This window comes from Mameliella sp. AT18, from assembly GCF_028807275.1.
In the GTDB taxonomy this organism is placed as follows: domain Bacteria; phylum Pseudomonadota; class Alphaproteobacteria; order Rhodobacterales; family Rhodobacteraceae; genus Antarctobacter; species Antarctobacter albus.
In genome coordinates, this window is record NZ_JARAMO010000155.1 from 1 (window position 1) to 2,781 (window position 2,781).

The 2,781-nt window shown below is 64.3% G+C and carries 3 protein-coding genes; 2 read left to right on the forward strand and 1 reads right to left on the reverse strand.

Features of this window, described 5'->3' with window-relative positions:
- Together PVW46_RS14445 and PVW46_RS14450 are read left to right on the forward strand one after the other, a co-directional pair.
- Positions 1-990 (forward strand): peroxidase family protein (locus tag PVW46_RS14445; protein ID WP_338020529.1); only part of this gene is annotated, 990 nt, incomplete at its 5' end.
- Between the two features lie 60 nt (positions 991-1,050).
- Complete coding sequence (locus PVW46_RS14450) at positions 1,051-1,539, forward strand: hypothetical protein (protein ID WP_069210248.1); 489 nt, start codon at positions 1,051-1,053, stop codon at positions 1,537-1,539.
- 7 nt (positions 1,540-1,546) lie between these two features.
- On the opposite strand, the gene PVW46_RS14455 is transcribed toward PVW46_RS14450, so the two are convergent.
- Positions 1,547-2,518: a formylglycine-generating enzyme family protein gene (locus PVW46_RS14455; RefSeq protein ID WP_083242387.1), complete on the reverse strand. Its 972-nt coding sequence runs from the start codon at positions 2,516-2,518 to the stop codon at positions 1,547-1,549.
- Positions 2,519-2,781 lie beyond the last annotated feature (263 nt).

Genomic DNA, 2,781 nt, shown 5'->3' on the forward strand with positions numbered 1-2,781 from the left:
TGGTTCAAGCTGACCCACCGCGACATGGGGCCGAAGGCCTGCTACCTGGGCAAGGAGGTGCCCGACGAAGAGTTGATCTGGCAGGACCCGGTGCCGCCGGTCGATCACGCGCTGATCGATTGCGACGACACCGCGCGCCTCAAGGAACAGATCCTGGCGTCCGGCCTGTCGGTGGCCGATCTGGTCTGGACGGCCTGGGCCTCGGCCTCGACCTTCCGGCGCTCGGACAAGCGCGGCGGCGCCAATGGTGCCCGCATCCGCCTTGCCCCGCAAAAGGATTGGGAGGCGAACGAGCCGGCGCGTCTGGCCCATGTGCTGGAGGTGCTCGAGGGCATTCGCAGCGCCTTCAATCGCGATGCTTCGGGGGGGAAGAGGGTTTCGCTCGCCGATCTGATCGTGCTGGGCGGGTCCGCCGCCATCGAAAAGGCAGCCCGTGACGGCGGCCGCGATGTTCGGGTGCCCTTTACCCCGGGGCGCACAGATGCCAGCGCAGACCAGACCGACGCCGCTTCCTTTGAGCCGATGGAACCGGCCACGGACGGGTTCCGCAACTACGAGAAGACCGCCTTTACCTACCCGGCGGAGGCGCTTCTGGTGGACAAGGCGCAACTGTTGGGCCTGAGCGCGCCGGAAATGACGGTGCTTGTCGGGGGCTTGCGCGTCCTTGGCGCGACCTATCAATCCTCGGCCACCGGCGTGTTGACCGACCGCCCGGGCGTTCTGGGTAACGATTTCTTCCGCAACATCCTGGACATGAACACCGAGTGGCTGCCCGTGGATGCATCCGAGCGGCTGTTCGAAGGCTGCGACCGGACAAACGGCGCGAAGAAATGGAGCGGATCGCGCGTGGATCTTGTCTTTGGCTCGAACTCGCAGTTGCGGGCGCTCAGCGAATACTACGCCAGTGGCCGCAACGAGGATCATTTCATCAGCGATTTCATCGCCGCCTGGGTCAAGGTCATGAACGCGGATCGCTTCGACCTGGTCTGAGGCAGCGCAACAGGGGGATCCGCAAGTCGCGGGTTCCCCATTCTCAAGGGAGGAACAGGGATGGACATCTTTTCAAAGCGCGACGGCCCACGCCCCGAGGACGTCAAGGCCCGGAAGCTGTTGCAGGACAACGCCGGCACCATCCGGCGGTTGGCCGATACGATCAGCAACGGCGGCTTTACCAAGATGAAGCAGGAGCAGGCGCGCCGGCGTGAAGAGCCAAAGCCCGAGGGCTTGATGATCCACGATCTCAAGGCACCCTCGAAAAGCGAGCTGCCAGAGCCCTACGTCAAGGTCAGTCTCAACAACCGTGTCGTCCTCGCGGACAAGTCCAACGGGCGCCAATTGCAGATGCTGGGAGAGATCCGCGGTAATTCCTTTGCGCGCCGCTTTGTCCTGGCGACCTCGGAAAACGGGTTTTTCTCACCCATCGACGATGAGATGCGTGCCGCAATCGGGGACCTGGACAACCAGGAAATCGGCGGGACCATGACCGAAAAGGATCTTGCCCGGCGGTTGACGGAACTCCTGGGACTGGAACAGAGCTAGTCGCGCATCACAGGTCCGCCGCCACGCGGAACCCGCAATTCCCGGTCGTGCTGTCGGGATCGTTCCGCGTGCGGGAATGGACGTGGTAGCGGTCACAATAGCTTTCGTGGCAGAGGTAAGAGCCGCCGCGCTGAACCCGGGCAAGGCCCGTTTCAGCCCCGGTCGGGTCGCGCGCCGGAAGCCTACCGGGTTCAGGCAAGGGGCCGAACCGGTCTGCCACCCATTCCCAGACATTTCCGCACATGTTGAAAAGGCCGTAGCCGTTCGGCCTGTAGGCGGTGACGGGCGCCGTGGCGACATATCCGTCATCGGCAGTGTTCTCATCCGGGAACCGCCCCTGCCATGTGTTCATGGCAAACCCCTCTGGTGGAATAAGCGCATTGCCCCAGGGGAATTTCATCCGGGCCAGCCCACCGCGGGCGGCGCGTTCCCATTCCGCCTCACGCGGCAGGCGCAGCCCGCCCCAGCGGGCATAGGCCTGCGCATCATACCAGGCGATATGCACGACCGGGTGATCCTCAAGCCCGTCGAGGCCCGATCCCGGTCCTGTTGGGGTCGTCCAGGAAGCACCATCGACCTTGCGCCACCAGGACAGACCGGGGGGATGATCGGGATGACGGGCCGGGTCTTCCAGTAAGCTGTGAAAGACGTATGTCCATCCTTCCTGCTCGGCCACGGTGCGATAGCCCGTCGCGGCGACAAAGCGACCAAACTCCGCGTTTGTCACCGTCGTGGGCGACAGCAGAAAGCCCGAGACCCGCACCTTGCGGCGGGGGCTGTCCTGGTCATCGGGAAAGCGTGACTTTCGCGTCCCCATCTCGAAGATGCCGCCCGGGACGGACACGAGGTTGGACCGCAGCTCGGCCCGGATGCCGGGCGGGGCAGGGGGGATTGCCTCAGCCTGTTCCAGGAAAACCCGATCCGCCTCTGGCAGGTCGGCGCTGGAGGGCACAGAGCAGCAGGGCTTGGCGTCAGGCATCACGATCCCACAGCGAAGGTCTGGATGATTGACCCTCTTCTACAGCAACGCGGAGGGGCGCGCCACACGGGCCGTTTGGGAATCGCGCGAGGGTCAAGGCGCAGATAGGGATTGTCGAGGTGCCCGGCGGGGGCGTTGGCCAAGAAGAGGCGACCCACTCGGCAAGGTGAGGTCGTGGTGTTCCGAGGTTTCAGGGAATTTGGAGGCGAGTACCGGAATCGAACCGGTGTACACGGATTTGCAATCCGCTGCGTCACCACTCC

Excerpts from the sequence above, each read along its gene's own strand:
- PVW46_RS14450 (WP_069210248.1), top strand. The coding sequence starts at position 1,051 with ATGGACATCTTTTCAAAGCGCGACGGCCCACGCCCCGAGGACGTCAAG.
- PVW46_RS14455 (WP_083242387.1), bottom strand. The coding sequence starts at position 2,518 with ATGCCTGACGCCAAGCCCTGCTGCTCTGTGCCCTCCAGCGCCGACCTG.